Consider the following 17,849-nt stretch of genomic DNA (forward strand, 5'->3'; position numbering starts at 1 on the left):
GAGCAACGTGACGACGTCCCCCGCCTCCCCTGCCGACGTCCTGGTCGTCGGGGGTGGCATCGGCGGCTTGAGCGCGGCCTTCGCCCTGGCCCGCGAGGGGCTGCGGGTGCGCGTGCTGGAGCAGGCCCGGGAGTTCGGCGAGGTCGGCGCGGGCCTCCAGATCGCGCCCAACTGCACCCGGATCCTGCACGACTACGGCCTGCTGGAGGAGGCCAAGAGCCTCGGCGTGCTGCCGAGGAGCATGGTCATGCGCGACGCCGTCGACGGCAGCGAGCTGACCCGCCTGGACCTGCTCGACCTGGAACACGAGTACGGGTTCCCGTACATGGTCATCCACCGCAGCGACCTGCACGGCATCTTCCTGCGCGCCTGCCGGCGCGCGGGAGTCGACCTGGTCACCGACGCCCGCATCACCGCATACGAGAACACCGCGCCCGGCGCCCGGGTGCTGCTCGCGGACGGGCGCGCCGACCAGGCCCGGATCGTCATCGCCGCCGACGGCCTGCGCTCGGTCGCCCGCCGGTTGTTGTCCGACGACGAGCCGGTCAGCTCCTCCTACGTCGCCTACCGCGCCGCGGTGCCCATCGAGCAGGTCGGCAGGGACGTCGACCTCGGCGAGGTCTCCGTCCACGTCGGCCCGCGTTGCCACTTCGTCCAGTACGGGCTGCGCGGCGGCGGGATGCTCAACCAGGTCGCGGTCTTCGAGTCCCCCAAGGCCCTCGCGGGCGAGGAGGACTGGGGCACACCCGACGAACTGGACGCCGCCTTCGCCGCGACCTGCCCGGAGGTCCGGGCCGGCATCCCGCTCATGTGGCGGGACCGCCGGTGGCGGATGTTCGACCGCGACCCGATCATGACCTGGGTCGACGGCGACATCGTGCTGCTCGGCGACGCCGCCCACCCGCCGCTGCAGTACATGGCGCAGGGCGCGATCATGGCCATCGAGGACGGCTGGGTGCTCGCCAGGCACGTCGCCGCCAGCCACGCCGAGGACGGCACGATCGACTGGCAGGGCGCCCTCGCGGCCTACGAAGCCGTCCGCCCCGAGCACTGCCGCCGCGTCGTGACCACGGCCCGCGCCTGGGGCGAGCTCTGGCACCTGGACGGCGTCGCCCGCCTCCAGCGCAACGCGCTCCTGCGGGCCCGCGACACCTACGACTACTCCTTCACGGAGTGGATCTACGGTCCCACGGCACTGACGCCGGAGGAGGAACCGCCGATGTTCACACCGATCCCCCTGGACTCCGTCGACGTCGCGGACCTGATGGACACCGCGGAACCGGCCCCGTAAGAGAGGTTGGACAACTCCCGGCAAGGCTGGCAGACTCCCGAACCCCTGACGACGCCCTACCAGCCTCGGCAGCAGGTCCAGTACACCCTGGGGACCGCCAAGCTGAACAAGAAGTTCGGCACGCTGGGCACGGCCGTCTGGGTCATCCTCGGAGTGGTCCTGGCCGGCGGCGCGATCGTGTCGGTGGTGTCGCAGAGCGTCGTTCCGATCGGGCTCGTCGTGATCGCGTGCGTCATGGTGGTGGCGCGCCGGTTCCTGCGGCCCAGGCGGACCGGCGTGATCGGCAAGCAGGCGATGGGCACGATCACGATCGGCGGCCGGGGGATCGCGATCGCGAACGTCCAGGGCCGGGCGAACGTCTTCTCCTGGAACGAGATCGACGCCATCGGTGTGCTGCGCTGGAAGCAGAACATCGTGTTCCGCAGCGGCTCGCCCCGGGTGGCCCAGATGCTGCGCCCGATGCGGCCGGGCGTGTACCTGCCGATCTCCCTGCTCTACGTCGAGGCGCCCGACGAAGAGGTGATCGCCGCGCTGCACCACTTCGCCGGCCCCCGGTTCGTCGGCGTCGACCTGGAGAAGAACGCCCTCGGCGCATGACAGCCCACGTGGGCGCGACGGGCGGGGCCGGCGGGCGTTACGCGGGGGCGCGGTCGCAGATGGCGGCGACGAAGGCGTCGATCAGGTGCTGCCGCTTCTCGGGGGAGTCGGCGACGCCGGTGACGTAGACGGTGCCCGCGCGCCCGGCCCGGTCCCGTCCGCTGAACACCGAGGTCCCCGGCATGTCACCGGCGCCGAAGTAGACGTAGCCGCAGCTCGACCTCATCCGCGCCACCCCGTAGCCGTAGCGGGCGCCCTCGGGCCAACCGGCCTGGTCGACCGGAACGGTCCTGGCCGTCATCGTGCCCAGCGGCGCCCTGCTCCAGAACCGGTTGAGGTCTTCGGCGGTGGAGACGAGACCGCCGCTGGCCCCGAACTCGTACGTGGGCAGTTGGTCGGTCAGATCCACCTCGCCGTCCTCCGGACGGGCGGGGTGCACTCCGTAGGCGTGCGCGTGCGGCCCGCGGATGCCGTAGTCACCCTTGTCCGGCCAGTACGTGTCCCGCATTCCGTACGGCCTGAGGATCAGGTCCCGGCTCGCCTGCCGGAAGTCCTTGCCGGTCACCTTGCTCACGATCATGCCGGCGACCAGGTAGTTGGTGTTGGCGTAGGCGAACGAGCCGCGCGGCGTGGGCTTCAGCGTCAGCGCCACCCGCAGGAAGTCCGGGAACGGCTCCTTCCACGGAACCGCGTCGAAGAACTCGGGCAGTCCGCTGGTCTGCTGCAGCACCATCCGTACGGTGATCTTCCGCCCGTCGATCGCGGCGCCGTCGCCGGTGCCGCGCACCACCCCGGGCAGGTAACGCTCCACCGGGGCGTCCAGGTCGATCTTCTGCTGCTCGACCAGCCGCAGCACGGTGGCCGCCATGATCGGCTTGCTCATGCTCGCGATCCGGAACCGCCCCGCGGGACCCACCATCGGCCGCCCGGTACCCCGCTCCGCGGTCCCGGAGCGCCAGGTCACGCTCCTGCCGCTCGGTCCGCGCACCTGACTCAACGCCCCCGCCATACCGTCCTCGGCGGTGAGACGGTCAAGGCGGGACTGCGGTGAGGACGTTCCGGCGGCGGCGAAAGCAGGGGCGACGGGGACGATGACCAGGGAGCCGGCGACAACAGCGGCGAGCGATTTCCTCATGCCTCAAATGTGGCGGCGAGATCGCTCACGATCAGTCACGCGCGCACGCCTCCAGAAGTGGGGTATTCCCCACCCCCGATGGACAGGCCAGGGCGACCACCACGGATCGGAAGATCCGGTCGAGCCGTTCCAGACCCGGCCTGGTAGTACGACCGGCGCAGTAGTCCGAGCCGCGGCTGCTCCGTCCCGCGCACCCGAACCACCTTCCTGCAGACGACGACCGCTGCCGCAGCGCCGCGAGAAGCTCTTCCTCTGACAGGAGAAACCGGGAGCACTTCACGCGCACGACTCACCCCGACGACATGGAGGCCGACGATGACCGTCCAGAGAAGCTTCGCAAGGTGGGTCCGCGACCACGGAGTCGCCATGGACACCCTGGACCTTGAGGCCCCTCTGGACGATCTCGAACCACTCGGGGATGTCGTCGGGGACGCGCGGGTGGTGGCATTGGGCGAAAGCTCTCACCACATTCGCGAGTTCTATCAGGTACGCCATCGCATCCTGCGCTTCCTGGTCGAACGTTGCGGTTTCCAGGTGTACGCCCTGGAGGCTCCGTTCACCCAGGGTCAGGTCCTGGACGCCTGGGTCCAGGGCGCGCCCGGGACGGTGGAACAGGTCGCCGAGGCCGGCATCGCCATGTCCCTGGGGCGATGCCGGCAGATGTACGAGGTGCTGAGCTGGATCCGGCAACGGAACGAGAAGCGCGATGGACCGTTGCTCAGATGCGTCGGAACCGACCTACCCGGTGCTTTCGGGTCGCCCCTGCCCGCGCTCGACGAGCTCGCCGGCTACCTGAACCGGGTCTGTCCCGACGTGCTCCCCGCCGTGGAGACGGCCGTCGCCGTGGTCAGGCGCTTCCACGACCCGGTGACCATGCGAGCCTTCGCCCGCTACCAGGAACTCGGCCACGGCGAGCGGGACGCACTGACCAGCGCGCTGAGCCGGTTGACGGCCGTCATGCGGCGACTGACCTTCGTCCAGCGGAGCCGAGGCCACGGCGCGGAGCACGACACCGCGCTGTGGCACCTGCGTGGGGCCTGGTACCTGGACCAGCTGCACCGCGCCACCGCCGTGGAGGGGTTCGAGGCCGCATCGACGTTTCGCGATCTCTACATGGCGGAGTCCGTACTGCGACTCCTGGACGGGGACGCGGCGAACACTCGCGTCGTGCTGGCCGCACACAACTGGCACATCCAGCGGACTCCGGCCGAAGGCGCCGGCCGCCTGCTGCCGACCGGGGCCCATCTGGCCGCCGCGCTGGGGGACGACTACCGGGCCATCGGCGTGACGTCGAGCCACGGCCGTACCGCCATCGTGGGCGAACCGACGCCGCAGCACCCGGAGGGCACCTGGCACGACGCGCCACTCCCACCGCCTGCCGCCGGCAGCATCGAAGCGGCCTTCCCCACCGCCTCACTCTGGAGCCTCGCGAACCTGCGCGCGGCCCGCCCCCACATCGACGACGCGGAATCCTTCCAGCAGTCCCGCATGGCCGACTACTTCCTCGACATACCGGTGTTCACCGCCTTCGACGCCATAGCCCACATATCCCACACAACCGGCACCGGCCACGTGATGCAGCCTTGACCCAGTACCGTTCGGCGCACAGATGCGTGCCACTGCCTCCGGCGACAGGCGATCTGATCCTCGACGTCGTTGAGGGTCGGATCATGTACGTGGAGGTCTTGCACCACCCGGAGCCGCGGTCGGTTGAAGCCGTCAACTCGGGATCTCCGGATCTCGCCGCCTGCGGCGGGCACGGCGAAAACGATCATCTACCGAGTTCGGTGGGAAGGCGCGCGACGCCGGGGACGCCTCATCCATTCCCGCCACCTCGGCCTGCCTGAGCGGAGAACCGAGATTCGCGACGAACTCCGCTCAAGTCGGCGAGTTCGTTGGCTACGGCGGGACGGTGCCGCTGGTGCGGCCCGAACCGCATCGTCCGGGACGGGCTCCAAGCCGCATACGATCCGTGGGCGCGGACGGGCTAGCCACCTTGCGCGGCCTCTCGGAGCCGTGCCACGGCAAGCCTGGCTGCGGTCTCGGTCAGCGTGGGGTCGAACTCATCGACATGGCCATCGTGCTCCAGCGCGATCACGGCGTTCCCGACCCGGATGATCACGATGTCGATCGCGACCATCATGCCCGACATGCTGGCATCCGACTCCAGTTTGCTGTTCACGAGCCCATCGCGAAATCTGATCCCATAAGCGCCGTCACCGAGCTGACCGATGGACAGCTTGCGGATGATCACTTTGGCACCACTGGTCTTGATGGTTGTCTTGCCGCAATGGCGGATCACGGCCTTGGCTGCACGTTCCAGAGCGGAGAGCACACGGGAGGTGCCACTCACGATGTACTCGCTGATCCCCTCCCATCTGTCCGTGTGCTTCAGTGCTGTCGAGACCTTGGTTCGATAGACCGGGACGAGGTCCTTGACGGCTGTGGCGCAGGGCTTCGTGTGGGTGAATGCAGGATTCCGAAGCCCTCGGGTGCGAAATCTGTGACGGGCGAACTTTTCTCCGAGGTCCTCGGGTGCGAGAAGTGCGGCCTTGAACGGGTCAGGAGACCGCTGGGCAGACGAATCCTGAGCTGTCGCGGGGCTGACCCCCAGGAGAGACCCGACCAGTAAGGCGGCCAGAAGAAAGGAACGCTTGTTCGTCACGCTGGCCACATTAGACGGATGGGTTCGGAAAAGGGAGATGTGCTCTCTCTCGCAGGTCCTGACGCGATGCGCGTTGGAGGCGTCGCCGGCAGCTGGGAGCTCTTGTCGGTTCGCCTCAGCCGGCCCGAATAGCGAATGGCCGCCGCGGGACCGCACGGGTTACGTATACGCGCCATCGACGCTGCACATGCATAATTCGGAATTTTCCGGTAACTCGGCGTCCGGTGTCCGTGGAGGTTCGCTGATTTTCGCCGACGTTCGCCGGTTGGGCTGTACTCGCGCTGTAAAGCCTGTCCTGGCAACGGGCCTGATCCGGCGCCTACAGCCGAACCCAGGTCGGGTTGCGGGCAGTAGGCTTCGCCGATGACCGAATGTAGGCCGCCCGGCGGCGCGGCGCTCGATGCAGACGGGCTGAGTAGATCAGGATGCCTCGAGAGATCGCCCGGACCGCTGCACGCCCTCGCGCTGAAGCACCGTGAGCTGCTGAAGTTCGCAGTGGTGGGTGGAGCAGCGTTCCTGGTGGACAACGCGGTGTTCTATGGGCTGAAGCTGACCGTTCTGGAGCCGAAGCCGGTGACCGCGAAGGTCATCGCGGTGCTCGTGGCGACCATCGTGTCCTACGTGCTGAACCGTGAATGGTCGTTCCGCACCAGGGGCGGTCGCGAGCGCCATCACGAGGCTGCGCTGTTCTTCCTGATCAGCGGCGTCGGTCTGGTGCTCAGCTCCGTGCCGCTGTGGATCTCCCGGTACGTGTTCCTCCTGGAGACCCCGGACGTGAGCCTGATCACCCAGGAGATCGCCGACTTCATGAGCGCGCAGGTCATCGGCACGCTGATCGCCATGGTCTTCCGTTTCTGGGCGTTCCGGAAATGGGTCTTCCCCGACGAGGAGGCTCACCCCGGCCGCGTCCGGCTGGCTCCAGCTCCCAAGCCCCAGGACGAGGCGGCCTGATCCGCCCCCCTGTACCGGGTCGAAACTCACCGCGTCGGGCTTGAGCCGGAAGTTCTCCGAAGTGGCTACGCCACTCGGGCACTCATTGATCATCCCGCCCAGCATGCGGTCGGTGCACTCGGCTTCGCCTCGCCTCGGCCCAGCAGCACCAGCCGGCCGAACAACCGAATCCTGATCAGTCTCAGGAGACGGACAGGCACAAGAATCGATCTTGCCCGTACCGCCGCATCAGGGTTCTGAAGCGGTACAGAGGTCCTACGGATTTGAGATCCAGTTCGGGCCGTTCCAGATCGTTCAATGCCGGTCAAACGCCTGTACGCGGTCCATGAACGACCTCGTATTGCAATTCAAACTGCAACCGAGCTGCCCACAGCTCTACGGCTCGTGGCCGTTCCCCTGGTGGCGCACCCCATCGCCTGGAGGTCACCGAGACCTGCGCTCCTCCGAATAGATGTGCACACGGTGACCGTCGGTGTTGTTGATGACGGTTCTTCCAGCTAGTGGCCCCTTCAGTTGGAGCTTGACCGGGTGAGGGTGTCCGACCAAATTGGTGAGAACCTGTTCCTCCCAGGGCCACTGACGGGGACAGTCATCCTCCACCTGGATCCCGATGACGACCTTTGATGAGGACTCATTCACCTCTGTGTCTGTCACCCGCTCACAGACCTTCGCGTATCTGGAAGGCGCTTTGAACAGCAACTCGACCGTCAAGGTGTGTCCGTCGGCTGATACCCATGCTCCACTGATGTCCTCCCATGAGGAGGTGGCGCAGCCGGTAAGCACCAATGGGGCGCACCCCAGAGCGAGGAAGGCATTGCCAGGGGGCATGGAAGAAACCCTAGTACGTCTGCAACCCGCAGTTCGAAAATCAGCCACGTTACTCGGGTGAGCCAGGGTGAGGAAACGAAACCTGGATCGTCGATCGCCCTCCAAGCACGTTCGGTGACCGGCCACGCGGTGGCGATCGTGAGTGCTGCATCTGTTGGGCGGCGCGCCAATCCTGGCCGGAGCGTTCGGTCAGTACGGCGGGGCCGGCGTACGGCGCCCGGCCCGGTGTCCCGCCGCCGTCCGGGACCGGCCCCAAGGACGCCCGCGTGCACGGCGCCCGGCACACCGCCGCGACACTCCTCATCGAACAAGGCGTGGACATCAGCGTCGTTCAGGAAATCCTCGGCCACTCGCAACTGACCACAACGAAGCGCTACACGCACAACACCGCGTCACTCTCAACGGAAGCAGCAACCCGCATGGGTCGGGCGTTCTGGGGATGACTGCAACTGAAAATGCAACAGGGCGGACTTTCTGATCATGGAGATCGGGGAGTCCGCCCAGGTCGTTGGTGGTAGGGCGCCCGGGGCTCGAACCCGGAACCTACGGATTAAAAGTCGCAGTTCTAAATGCCGACCACTATCGAATCGTGTCTCATTGTGTCGCGGTGTCATGCATTGCCCGCACTCGAAATGTCCAAGAATGCCGCCCGGTGTTATGCCGTATCAGGTGCCGATGAGCATCCAACGAGCAACCATGGGGCGGATAGCATCCCTTGACCGTTCTTACTTTACCTCCGATTGGCGAGCTGACGTCCCGGATGGTTTGCGGTCCGGGAGGGGTTGATGAGGTCCCCAACGGACCTGTGGTGATCGTTCAGAAACGAGCGAATCCGGGATGGGGCCGCCACACGCAGTTCGGCGACCACGTCACCGGCTCCCCGGAACATCGACTCCTCCTGGTGGGCCGTCGCAACAAGGTGGGACGGCCTGCGCGTCAGCCGCGCCGGACGCCGTGCTGGTGGGCCGTGGTTGATGTATTTGTAGCGAAGCCTCTCGTCATCAACCACACGGCGAAGACAAGGCTCTGCAGGCCCAGTGGCGCATTCATGGCCAGGTAGAGTGGCGTGACCACGTCAGTTAGGCGAAGCAGCACCAAGAAGCTCGCCGATATAGCTGCTCCGATTCCCAGAAATCCCCAGCTGGATAGCCATCGAGGGACAGATCTCGACTGCCATAGAATGCGGAACAACAGGAGATCTCCGAGGCTCAGCGAGATGATCAATGCGACGTGATTGACCAAGTCGCGCGCTGTCCGCAGCAACTCGCCCACGACCTCGATGCGGGATGCGTCCGAAGCGCCGGCTTGGGTGAATCCATGGCCCAGCACAAGAAACAAGGGCAGGAGGATTACGCCTATGAAGTGGAATGTCGCTGCGATGAGCCTGAACCCAAGGAAACCCAGACTGAGCGCTTCGTTCTCCGCCCTCAATGTCGGATAAAGGTACAGCGCGAACCCGACATAGGCGGGGATCATGATGGACTGAGCAACTGCGCCGACGATGACCTGGCTCTCGTGTGCGGAAATGAGAGCGAGAGGGCGTGGCTCCTCGAGAGCGGGAACGATGCTCAGCGCACCGGCGATCATGCCTACGATGACCAGTGTGCCCGCAATTGCGGTTGCCCGCCTGTTTGTATGCACGATGCTTGTCCTGTTGTCGTGGTGGCGGAGTGGGTCGGCGCCGGATCGGCGAGCCGGTTCAGGCTTTCCGACGCGCAAGACGGGGACTGCCGAGGCGGCGGCCAGGGTCAGCCCGTGAGCAGGTCCATGCGGAGGAACTCGGTGATGCGGAGCAGCTTCGGTGGGCGTGCCACCTCATCGGGGAGGGCCTGGAACGCCTCCTCCTTACCGACAAGGCGTGGGGCGGTGAGTTCCACATCTCTCCCGTCGACCCGGAGTCGCGCACCTCTGGCCGCCAGGACGTTCTGCACCCAATCGGAGCGCGATCCATACACCAGAACGAACAGGTAACCGCTGTCGACGGGGTGCGCATCGAGCGGCGTGCGGTACGTAGCGCCAGAAATGCGACCGACGTGAATCAGCACCGGCCACCTCCCGCCGGTTATCGCGCGGGGATTGAACACTCTCTTGTTCAGGTGCCCCCACCACCTCGGCATCGGCATTGAAATCTCCTTCTCTCGCTCCGGCGGGGCACGTCACAGGTCAGGTGTTGGCTGAACCCTGGCTGACGCGAACCTGGATAGCCTTACACCGGTAAGGCTACTTACGGATGTAAGGCTGGCTTACGCTCGTAAGGCTGTCAACCCGCCCACACCCCGGAGTCGTCGTGCCACCACCACAACCGCTCAGCAGAGGCCTCGTGTTGGAAGCCGCGATCCGGGTCGCGGATCGCGGCGGTGTGGAAGCGATCACGATGCGCCGGGTGGCGCAGGAACTGGGTGTGGAGGCGGTGTCGCTCTACCATCACGTGCCGAACAAAGACGCGATCCTCGACGGCGTGGTCGACAAGGTGTTCGCGGCGATCAAGCTACCCGGGTGTGGCAGCGCATCATCGACATTGACCGGGAGCTGTTCATGCACGCCGTGGCCCAGGCCATCTCGGCGCACACGCCCACGATCGTGCCAATACCGCCCGGCCGCCTCCAGGAGGTGTCCGCGTGAACAAGCGAGACGTGGCCGGGCAGGCGGCCCCGCGCGCAGGCGGGAATGCCGCGCCGCGTCTTGGCGCGGCCCGGCCTGCGGATAGGGGCGGTGCTCCCCTTGCCGGACGCGCCCTCACGGCCGACCCATTCGAGTGGACGGCGTACGTCTCACTCGGTGGCACACTTCGGACCGCCCACACCTCGTGCTGCGGCCGATACGAGTTGGCGTCCCAGGGTGGCCAGTACTTCGTGCTGCGCCAGACCCAGGAGGGCGGCTACGAGGAGACGGGCCAAGGCCGCACCCATCCCAAGGTGGTCGAGATCTACACCGCCCTGATGATCGAGCATCACAACGACGAGCACGCCCGCCGCAGGGAAAGGCCGAAGCGCGACGACTTCCTCCTCTGAAGGGACGGCGTGGCTAATCCCCGGGACTGCCCCCAATAGCGACCATCGACCAGTTGTCCATGACGACCAAGAAAGGGGGACCCCACCCGTCACCACCGACAACGACGTCCAGGACGCCGCCGCCCTGCGTGACGCCATGACCACCGCCGTGGCGGCCAGGTGCGGAGAGTGGGGCTTCCCGCTCCCCGTGCAGATCGAGGCCGCGTTCCGTGCGGTTCCCCGGCATTTCTTCGCCCCCGAGGTATCGCCGGAGGCGGCGTACGCGGTGGACATCGTCGAAGGTGCGGGTCGTCACGGCCGACGCCGAACACGGCTGGGAGGCCGACGCCCCGTACGACCGGATCATGGTCACGGTGGGAGCGTGGGACATTCCTCCGGCTTGGCGCGGGCAGCTCGCCAAGGGCGGCAGGATCGTCGTTCCGCTGCGGATGAAGGGCATCACCCGCTCCCTGGCTCTCGAACGCACCAACGACCACCTGGTCAGCTTGTCTCAGGGGGTCTGCGGCTTCGTCAAGATGCAGGGCGTCGGCGCTCACGACGAGTACCTGTGGCCCCTCAAGGGCGAGAGGGTGGGCCTGCGGTTCGATGACGGCAACCTTGCCGACCGGCACAAATTGGACGGCGTGCTCACCGGCGAGCACGCCGCGGCATGGTCCGGGGTGACCGTGGCCCGCTCCGAGCCGTTTCCCGATCTGCCCCTGTGGATGGCGACAGCGCTGCCCGGCTTCTGCAACCTCACCGTGGACGTTCCCGAAGGGGAGGATCCCGGGATCGTGTCCGCGGAGGGAGGCAGATGGTTCCCCTTCGCTGCGGTCGTGGGCGACTCGTTTGCCTACCTGTCCGTCCGTCCGGCCGGGGAGGGCATTGTCGAGTTCGGGGCGCACGGCTATGGCCCGCACGGCGGCGAGGTCGCCCAGGCCATTGTGGAGCAGGTCCAGGTGTGGGATCGCGACTACCGTGGCGGCCCTGGCCCGCAGTTCGAGGTGTGGCCGATCGACCGCCCTGCCGAGGTGCTCCCCAAGAGCGTAGTCATCACCAAGCAGCACACTCACGTCACGATTTCCTGGCCGGAGGTGGGAGAGACAGTTCAGGACCAGGTTGCTCCACGCATCCAGCAACAGTGAGAGGAGACCCTCACCACACGGTCACAGGTCGAGCGCTCCGTCTCACATTGCCTATCTACGTGTGATACGGCCCGCGACAGAAACGGAGAGACCACGATGACATCGCCCCCGTCCCGGCTCGGTGCCCTCCGGGCCTCAGCCTGATCTGCAAGGCATGGGCAGCGCCCGGCTGACCATCGGCAAGACCTTCACCTTCGAGGCGTCCCACCGCCTGCATGGGCTGCCTGATGGGCACAAATGCGCCCGCCTGCACGGTCACAGCTACCAGGTGGCCGTCGAGCTCACCGCCGACCAGTTGACCGGCCCAGGATTCGTCACCGGCTTCGGCGACCTGTCGCCGTTCGGCACCTATCTCGCTGAGTGCTTCGACCATCGCACCTGAACGATGTGCTCGACGTCGAACCGGCCTCCGAGCGGCTGGCCATCCACCTGGCCAGGTGGTTCCTCGACAACGTGCAACCGGTCATCGCCGGGCGGCTGGTCGCAGTCACCGTGAGCGAGACCCCGAAGACGTGGGCACGCTGCACGGTCGGAGACGCATCATGACCGCCACAGCGGTGTCCGCACCGTCCCGCGCCGCAGAGCTCTTACTCGCCGAGCGCTTCGGACCGACGCTGCAAGGCGAGGGACCCAGCATCGGCCAGTCCGCGCTGTTCATCCGCCTCTCACGATGCAACCTGTCATGCACCTGGTGCGACACGCCGTACACGTGGGACAGCGCGCGGTTCGACCTGCGGCAGCAAAGCGAGCGCACCTCCGTCGCCGACCTGGTCGCGTGGGCGCTGGCCCATCCTGTGCCGCTGATCGTCATCACGGGCGGAGAACCGCTGCTACAGCAGCGCCACCTGCCCGCGCTGGCCGAGCCACTGCTGCAGGCCGGCCGCCGCCTGGAGATCGAGACCAACGGCACGGTCGCTCCCGATTCGGCGCTGCTGCTGGCCGGGCTGCGCTTCAACGTCTCTCCCAAACTGGCAAACGCTGGCGTGCCAGCCGACCGACGCATCAAGTCCGCCGCTCTGGAGGCACTGTCGGCCAGCGGGAAGGCGGTGTTCAAGTTCGTCGCCCGCGACGCGGCCGATCTTGCCGATCTCGCCGAGCTCGCCGAGCGGTTCGCCATGAGGCAGGTGTGGGTGATGCCTGAAGGCGTCACCGCCGATGACGTGCTGGGCTGCGCCCAGGCGCTCGCCGAAACGGTCATCGCCCGCGGCTGGTCGCTGTCCCTACGGCTGCACGTTCTGCTGTGGGGCGACGAACGTGGCCGATAACCGTGCTGCCGCTCACGCATGCACCCCCTCTGCCTGGCCGGTGACGGGCCACTTCTCCTGGCTCAGCCCTGGAAGTGAGGAAAAACATGACCACGAACGCCGTGCGGTCCTTTGATACGGCGCATCCCAGCCGAGCTGTTTCACGACCGACCGATGACATACCGGGCTCGACGGTAGACGTGCCCCGCGTGACCGAGCTCATCCGCGAACTGCTCATCGCTCTCGGAGAAGATCCCTACCGCGAGGGCCTGCTCGACACGCCGACCTGGCACCCGTGGAGTTCCACGCCGTCGAAGCCGGCCTCCACGGAACGTGAGGATCCGCTCGGCACGCCGCTGCCTGAACGGGGCAGCCGGGTCGTCATCACAACGGGCCGACAGTGACATCACGTCCTTCACCGATCGAAGGCGGACCGTCGCTTACAGCCAGTCGTGTTCGCGGGCGTAGCGCGCCGCGTCGTGACGGGTGTGGGTCTGGGTCTTCTGCATCGCGTTGGAGAGGTAGTTGCGCACCGTGCCCTGCGCGAGGTGGAGCCGGCTGGCGATGTCGGCGACCGAGTAACCAGAGCCGGTCTCCCGCAGGACGTCGAGTTCGCGGTCGGTCAGGGGGCAGTCATCGATGACGGCCAGCGCGGAGACCTCCGGGTCGATCCAGCGCCTGCCGGTGTGCAGGGTGGCGATGACGGAGGTGATGTGGGCCGGCTCGGAGGACTTGCTGACGAAGCCCTGGACACCGAGTTTCAAGGCCTTTCGCAGCACGCCCGGCCGGGCGTGCCGGGTCAGCATGAGGACCACCTGGTCCGGGCGCGCGCGGCGGATCTGCGCGACCGCGCCGAGGCCGTCCACGCCCGGCATCTCCAGGTCGATGACCAGCACGTCGGGTCGGTGCCGCAGGGTGGCTTCGATGGCCGTCTGTCCGTCTTGCGCCTCGGCGAGGACGGTGATGTCGCCCTCCAGCGGCAGTAGTGCGGCCAGGGCCGTGCGGAGCAGCACCTCGTCGTCGGCGAGCACGATGGTCGTCATCGGTCGTTCTCCCGCGCGGCCGCGGTCGTGCCGGTACGGGCGGGCGGGAACATCGCGGCCGTCCGGAACCGTCCGTCGTGCTGTTCCACGATCAGCTCGCCCCCGTCGCCGGACACCCGTTGTCGCAGGGCCGACAGCCCCCTGAGCTCCGGAGGTGAGTTGCCCGCCACCCCGTCGTTGACGATCGTGATACCCGCCTCGGAAAGCGTGATCTGCACCTGGGTGGCCTGTGCGTGCCGCAGGATGTTGGTGGTCGTCTCGCGCAGAACTTGGCCGAGCAGTTCGCCGGCTTGGGCGTCGACCTCGGCCTCCCGTGTCAGCCGCACCCGGATGCCTGCGGCCTCGAACAGGTTCTTCGCGTTCTCGATCTCCGCCGAGAGGTTGAGCCGCCGTTGGGCGTAGGCGAGTTCCTTGGTCTGCGCGATGGTGTCGCTGACCAAGGCGTACGTCTCGCGTAGTTCCTTCTCCGCCCGTCCGGCGTCGCGGAGCAGCATCTTCTGCGCCAGCGCGATCTTCAGCTTCACCACGTGCAGGGTGTGGCCCTGGATGTCGTGCAGGTCGCTGGCGAACCGGACGCGTTCTCGGACGACAGCCAGCTCCGCCTCGCGCTCCCGGGTCTGGTCGAGTTCCCGGATGAGGTCGTAGAACCGCTCGCCCAGCAGGGTCATGACCGTCACCAGGGCGGTGAGGGCAGTCGGGGTGAGGACGTAGCTGACCAGGACCTCGCGTACGTCGTCCCGCTCCACCAGGAGCCGCGCCGCGCCGACGACGGCGACGTAGGAGAACAGCCCGGCCACCGCCAGGGCCCGACGCCGCCGCACCTCGCGCAGGGCGAGGGAACCCACGGCGCAGACACCCCAGTACGCGTTCGGGCTGCCGGTCAGCAGTACCCCCAGCGGCCACACGGCTCCCGCCACGATCATGGCGGGCAGCGCGACCCGGGCGAGGTCGTTGGCCGTCCACCGTTCGAAGGCCACCAAAGCCGCCGCGAACCCCGGAGCCAGGACGACGACGTGCCACCAGGCATGTGCGTCGATGTACATGAGGGCTACCGCAGCGATCATGAGCGGCGGCAGTGAGGCCGCGAGATTGAGCCGGCGCAGCCGTCCCTGCGTCGACTCGGTGTAGCGCGGCGATCTTGTGGTCACCGTCCCAGTATCCGCCTGCCGACCGGCCGCGACCAGTGACACCACATCACATGGAGCCGTGACATGGTTGCACTGACGGGTGGCCGCGAGTCCCGCTGTCATGGATGCATGTCCAATACACCAGTCATCGAAGTCGAACGCCTGAACCTCACGTACGGCGACTTTCACGCGGTGAAGGATCTCTCTTTCGAGGTACGGCGGGGGGAGCTGTACGCGCTGCTCGGCACCAACGGAGCTGGGAAGACCTCGACGCTGGAGACCATCGAGGGACACCGGAGGCCGACCTCCGGCGCCGTGCGCGTCTTCGGGCGCAGCCCACAGGATCGACGCGCCGTACGTCCCCGGATGGGCGTGATGCTCCAGGAGAGCGGGTTCTCCCCGGACTTGACCGTCCGCGAGTCCGTCGGTCTGGTCGGCCGGCTCAGCCGGCGTACCGACGACGTCGACCGGTTACTCGACCTCGTCGACCTCACCGACCGGGCCGGCCGGAAGGTGTCCCAGCTCTCCGGCGGGGAGAAACGACGGCTGGACTTCGCTACCGCCGTCTACGGAACACCCGAGCTGATCTTCCTGGACGAGCCGACCACCGGCCTGGACATCCAGTCCCGCGACGCCGTGTGGGAGACGGTGGACCGGGTGCGTGAGAACGGCGCGACCATCGTGCTCACCACGCATTACCTGGAGGAGGCGCAGCAGCGCGCCGACCGCATCGGGTTGATGCACCAGGGCACCTTCCACCGGGAAGGCACGGTCTCCGAGCTGACTCGCACCCTGCCGGCGGTGATCCGCTTCTCCCTCCCGGCACCGGCACCGTCGCTGCCGTTGCAGGCTGTCGTCGACGCCGACGGCAAGGTCATGGTCGAGACCTTTGCTTTGCAGGAGGACCTGCATCTCCTGCTCCGGTGGGCGCAGGAGCACTCCGTGGAGTTGCGGGGTCTGGAGGCCGGGGCAACCCGGCTCGACGACGTGTTCCGTGCCATCAGCAGCTGATTCGTTCTTTCGAGAGGAGTGTCACCGTGTTGTCCATCGCTTCCAGTGAGCTGATCCAGATCTTTCGAAACCGTCTTGTGCTGATCACCAGCTTCATCATTCCCGTGGCGATCTGCGTGTTCTTCGTCCGTCAGCACGAGACCTTCGCGACCATCCTCAGCCTCGGCTACATCGCGGCGATCGTGATGTTCACCGCGGCCGCGTTCGGGCTCTACGCCACGGCCGTCACCACCCTGGCGTCCCGGCGTCAGAACCTTTTCCTCAAGCGGCTACGATCCACCGCCGTCGACGACGCCGGCATCCTCGCCGGTCTGTTGCTACCCGTCGTCGTCCTGGCCCTGGTGCAGATGACCGCGATCCTGACCGCACTGGCCGTGGTCGCCGGTGGGCCGGCCAACGTCGTCCTGCTGGTGGTGGCGGTCCTCGCGACCCTGGCCATGATGATCGGCCTGGCCCTGGCCACCGCGGGACTGACGAACTCACCTGAGCACGCCCAGGTGACCACCCTGCCCGTCACCGTCGGCGTGATCGCCGTGGCCACCTGGGTGGGCGTCAGCGGCACCGAGGACCTCACCCTGCTCAAGCGGCTCCTGCCCGGCGGCTCGGCCACCGAGCTGACCATGAACGCCTGGAACGGTGGAGTCGCGGTGACCGAGTCCCTTGCCCTGCTCGCACCGACGCTGGGCTGGGTCGTCGTCGCCGTCGCCCTCGCCACCCGGCTTTTCCGCTGGGAGCCTCGCCGATGACCGCCGCACCATCAGCCGACCTACCCGCTGTCAGCGGTCGGGTCTCCGAACGACAAGGAGTGATGATGGTTCTTTCGACACGACGTCTGGTAATCGCGGTGACAGCGGTCTCGGTCTTGGTTCCCCTGGCCGCATGCGGCACCGCCGACGCGGCTGAGCAGCCGACGTGGGACCGTCCGGTGACGGTCACCGCGTCCACCGCCGCCGATCGGGACCGGGAGTTCCGACAGCTGGAGCAGAGGTTCGACGCGCGGCTGGGGATCTACGCGATCGACACCGGTACGGGTCGGACCGTGGGTTACCGGGCCGAGGAGAGGTTCGCGTACGCCTCGACGTACAAGGCGTTGGCCGCCGCCGAGGTCCTCGACGAGACCAGGGACGCCGAGCTGGATCGTGTGGTGCGGTACTCGGCGGACGACCTGGTGACCTATTCGCCGATCACCGAGCAGCACGTCGCCGAGGGCATGACGCTGCGCGCACTCGCCGACGCCGCCGTGCGGTACAGCGACAACACGGCCGGCAACTTGCTGTTGCGGCATCTCGGTGGACCGCAGCGGTTCGAGAAGGAACTGCGGAAGATCGGTGACAAGGTCACCGACGCGGCGCGCTACGAGACTGAGCTCAACGAGGGGACGCCGGGCGACAGGCGGGACACCAGCACCCCGCGGGCGCTGGCCGGTGACCTGCGGGCGTACGCCGTCGAGGATGCCCTCGAGCCCGCAGACCGCGGCATCCTCAACGGTTGGCTGCGGGGCAACACCACCGGCGCCGCGCTGATCCGAGCCGGTGTCCCCGACGGGTGGGTCGTCGGGGACAAGACCGGGGCCGCCGGGTACGGCACCCGCAACGACATCGCGGTGATTTGGCCGCCGGATCGCGCGCCGATCGTCCTCGCCGTGCTGTCCAGCCGCGGTGAGAAGGACGCCGGCTACGACGACGCACTGATCGCCCAGGCGACGGAGGTGGTGATCACCCAGCTGTGACGGGGCTGGTGGCCGTGAGGTCCGGCGATGCCGCCGACAGATCAGTGGTGCTGACAAACTCCGTCGTGCGGATGCGTCGGCCGGTGTCCGGCG

Annotated in this window: 21 protein-coding genes; 15 read left to right on the forward strand and 6 right to left on the reverse strand. The window is 67.3% G+C overall.

Annotated elements, in window-relative coordinates; genetic code table 11:
• The first annotated feature begins 7 nt into the window (after positions 1–7).
• Both C1J01_RS02005 and C1J01_RS02010 read left to right on the forward strand, forming a co-directional pair.
• Complete coding sequence (locus C1J01_RS02005; RefSeq protein WP_111175315.1) at positions 8–1,291, forward strand: FAD-dependent oxidoreductase; 1,284 nt, start codon at positions 8–10, stop codon at positions 1,289–1,291.
• A 6-nt stretch (positions 1,292–1,297) separates the two neighbouring features.
• Positions 1,298–1,888, forward strand: a complete 591-nt coding sequence (locus C1J01_RS02010; RefSeq protein WP_111175316.1) for a hypothetical protein — start codon at positions 1,298–1,300, stop codon at positions 1,886–1,888.
• Positions 1,889–1,925: 37 nt separating this feature from the next.
• Here the strand turns inward: C1J01_RS02010 and C1J01_RS02015 are convergent, their stop codons facing one another.
• Positions 1,926–3,023, reverse strand: a complete 1,098-nt coding sequence (locus C1J01_RS02015; protein WP_111175317.1) for a serine hydrolase domain-containing protein — start codon at positions 3,021–3,023, stop codon at positions 1,926–1,928.
• Positions 3,024–3,389: 366 nt separating this feature from the next.
• On the opposite strand from C1J01_RS02015, the gene C1J01_RS02020 reads away from it, so the two are divergent.
• The gene (locus tag C1J01_RS02020) at positions 3,390–4,610 is read left to right on the forward strand and encodes an erythromycin esterase family protein (RefSeq protein WP_181448525.1); all 1,221 of its coding nucleotides are present in this window, start codon (positions 3,390–3,392) and stop codon (positions 4,608–4,610) included.
• Between the two features lie 400 nt (positions 4,611–5,010).
• Here C1J01_RS02020 and C1J01_RS48965 read toward each other — a convergent pair whose 3' ends face one another.
• Positions 5,011–5,688, reverse strand: a complete 678-nt coding sequence (locus tag C1J01_RS48965; RefSeq protein ID WP_146615444.1) for a hypothetical protein — start codon at positions 5,686–5,688, stop codon at positions 5,011–5,013.
• A 363-nt stretch (positions 5,689–6,051) separates the two neighbouring features.
• On the opposite strand from C1J01_RS48965, the gene C1J01_RS02035 reads away from it, so the two are divergent.
• Positions 6,052–6,639 carry a GtrA family protein gene (locus tag C1J01_RS02035; RefSeq protein ID WP_235854185.1) on the forward strand — a complete coding sequence of 196 codons (588 nt, stop codon included), beginning with the start codon at positions 6,052–6,054 and terminating at the stop codon, positions 6,637–6,639.
• A gap of 1,094 nt (positions 6,640–7,733) precedes the next feature.
• Positions 7,734–7,910, forward strand: coding sequence for a tyrosine-type recombinase/integrase (locus C1J01_RS53425; protein ID WP_235854187.1), 177 nt, complete (start codon positions 7,734–7,736; stop codon positions 7,908–7,910).
• Between the two features lie 493 nt (positions 7,911–8,403).
• Here the strand turns inward: C1J01_RS53425 and C1J01_RS02045 are convergent, their stop codons facing one another.
• Both C1J01_RS02045 and C1J01_RS02050 read right to left on the reverse strand, forming a co-directional pair.
• The gene (locus C1J01_RS02045; protein ID WP_268958557.1) at positions 8,404–9,108 is read right to left on the reverse strand and encodes a DUF4386 domain-containing protein; all 705 of its coding nucleotides are present in this window, start codon (positions 9,106–9,108) and stop codon (positions 8,404–8,406) included.
• A gap of 107 nt (positions 9,109–9,215) precedes the next feature.
• Positions 9,216–9,590 carry a nitroreductase family deazaflavin-dependent oxidoreductase gene (locus tag C1J01_RS02050; protein ID WP_111175326.1) on the reverse strand — a complete coding sequence of 125 codons (375 nt, stop codon included), beginning with the start codon at positions 9,588–9,590 and terminating at the stop codon, positions 9,216–9,218.
• Positions 9,591–9,963: 373 nt separating this feature from the next.
• Here C1J01_RS02050 and C1J01_RS52960 point away from each other — a divergent pair, with 373 nt between their 5' ends.
• The 7 genes from C1J01_RS52960 to C1J01_RS51075 all read left to right on the forward strand — a co-directional run bounded on the left by C1J01_RS52960 (position 9,964) and on the right by C1J01_RS51075 (position 13,250).
• Entirely contained in the window at positions 9,964–10,089 is a 126-nt protein-coding gene (locus C1J01_RS52960) for a hypothetical protein (protein ID WP_268958560.1), read from the forward strand.
• Between the two features lie 203 nt (positions 10,090–10,292).
• Positions 10,293–10,478 (forward strand): hypothetical protein, encoded by a 186-nt coding sequence (locus C1J01_RS02060; protein ID WP_111175328.1) that lies wholly within the window; start codon positions 10,293–10,295, stop codon positions 10,476–10,478.
• A gap of 209 nt (positions 10,479–10,687) precedes the next feature.
• Positions 10,688–11,602 (forward strand): class I SAM-dependent methyltransferase, encoded by a 915-nt coding sequence (locus tag C1J01_RS02065; protein WP_111175330.1) that lies wholly within the window; start codon positions 10,688–10,690, stop codon positions 11,600–11,602.
• Positions 11,603–11,756: 154 nt separating this feature from the next.
• Positions 11,757–11,984 carry a 6-pyruvoyl trahydropterin synthase family protein gene (locus C1J01_RS51845; protein WP_235854189.1) on the forward strand — a complete coding sequence of 76 codons (228 nt, stop codon included), beginning with the start codon at positions 11,757–11,759 and terminating at the stop codon, positions 11,982–11,984.
• A gap of 5 nt (positions 11,985–11,989) precedes the next feature.
• Entirely contained in the window at positions 11,990–12,148 is a 159-nt protein-coding gene (locus tag C1J01_RS51850) for a 6-carboxytetrahydropterin synthase (protein WP_235854190.1), read from the forward strand.
• Positions 12,145–12,867 carry a 7-carboxy-7-deazaguanine synthase QueE gene (locus tag C1J01_RS02075; RefSeq protein ID WP_111175332.1) on the forward strand — a complete coding sequence of 241 codons (723 nt, stop codon included), beginning with the start codon at positions 12,145–12,147 and terminating at the stop codon, positions 12,865–12,867. The genes C1J01_RS51850 and C1J01_RS02075 overlap by 4 nt, the downstream gene beginning before the upstream one ends.
• 86 nt (positions 12,868–12,953) lie before the next feature.
• Positions 12,954–13,250 carry a hypothetical protein gene (locus C1J01_RS51075; protein ID WP_220039702.1) on the forward strand — a complete coding sequence of 99 codons (297 nt, stop codon included), beginning with the start codon at positions 12,954–12,956 and terminating at the stop codon, positions 13,248–13,250.
• Positions 13,251–13,286: 36 nt separating this feature from the next.
• On the opposite strand, the gene C1J01_RS02085 is transcribed toward C1J01_RS51075, so the two are convergent.
• Together C1J01_RS02085 and C1J01_RS02090 are read right to left on the reverse strand one after the other, a co-directional pair.
• The gene (locus tag C1J01_RS02085; RefSeq protein WP_111175334.1) at positions 13,287–13,889 is read right to left on the reverse strand and encodes a response regulator transcription factor; all 603 of its coding nucleotides are present in this window, start codon (positions 13,887–13,889) and stop codon (positions 13,287–13,289) included.
• The gene (locus tag C1J01_RS02090) at positions 13,886–15,037 is read right to left on the reverse strand and encodes a sensor histidine kinase (RefSeq protein ID WP_235854192.1); all 1,152 of its coding nucleotides are present in this window, start codon (positions 15,035–15,037) and stop codon (positions 13,886–13,888) included. Before C1J01_RS02090 ends, C1J01_RS02085 begins: the two co-directional genes overlap by 4 nt.
• A 63-nt stretch (positions 15,038–15,100) precedes the next feature.
• Between C1J01_RS02090 and C1J01_RS02095 the strand changes: the two genes are divergently transcribed.
• From C1J01_RS02095 to bla, 3 genes are all read left to right on the forward strand, one after another.
• Positions 15,101–16,027, forward strand: a complete 927-nt coding sequence (locus C1J01_RS02095) for an ABC transporter ATP-binding protein (protein WP_438943086.1) — start codon at positions 15,101–15,103, stop codon at positions 16,025–16,027.
• 26 nt (positions 16,028–16,053) lie between these two features.
• Positions 16,054–16,773: an ABC transporter permease gene (locus C1J01_RS02100; RefSeq protein WP_111175340.1), complete on the forward strand. Its 720-nt coding sequence runs from the start codon at positions 16,054–16,056 to the stop codon at positions 16,771–16,773.
• A gap of 62 nt (positions 16,774–16,835) precedes the next feature.
• Positions 16,836–17,756: a class A beta-lactamase gene (gene bla / locus C1J01_RS02105; protein ID WP_220039703.1), complete on the forward strand. Its 921-nt coding sequence runs from the start codon at positions 16,836–16,838 to the stop codon at positions 17,754–17,756.
• Positions 17,757–17,849 lie beyond the last annotated feature (93 nt).

It is taken from the genome of Nonomuraea aridisoli (assembly GCF_003236395.1).
Lineage (GTDB): Bacteria > Actinomycetota > Actinomycetes > Streptosporangiales > Streptosporangiaceae > Nonomuraea > Nonomuraea aridisoli.